Source organism: Vibrio sp. 10N.286.48.F5, from assembly GCF_041469785.1.
In the GTDB taxonomy this organism is placed as follows: Bacteria; Pseudomonadota; Gammaproteobacteria; order Enterobacterales; family Vibrionaceae; genus Vibrio; species Vibrio crassostreae_C.
In genome coordinates this window covers 1-306 of sequence record NZ_JBFRLG010000075.1, presented here as the reverse complement: position 1 = coordinate 306, position 306 = coordinate 1, and the positions used below count along the sequence as shown (strand labels likewise).

Here is a 306-nt window from a genome sequence, read left to right as displayed (position 1 = left end):
GCCATCGATGAAACCGACAAAGCAGTAACGACTTCAGGAACATTGACCAGTACCGACGTGGATAATCAAGATAATGCGTTTACACCGGATTCGATTACTGGCACCAATGGTGACCTGACTATTGATGCTAATGGTCATTGGGCGTTCACCGCCAACAGCGCGTTTAACCAATTAAACGTCGGCGATAAAGTCGAAGAGACCTTTACGGTATCGTCGGTTGATGGCACACCGTCGACCATAAAAGTGACGATTAACGGCACTAATGACGCAGCTACTGTCAGCAGCGCGACCGTTGCCATCGATGAG

Annotated in this window: 1 protein-coding gene; it reads left to right on the top strand. The window is 49.0% G+C overall.

Features of this window, described 5'->3' with window-relative positions; genetic code table 11:
* The coding region (locus tag AB4185_RS21850; protein ID WP_372135932.1) for a VCBS domain-containing protein at positions 1 to 306 on the top strand (306 nt) is incomplete at both ends.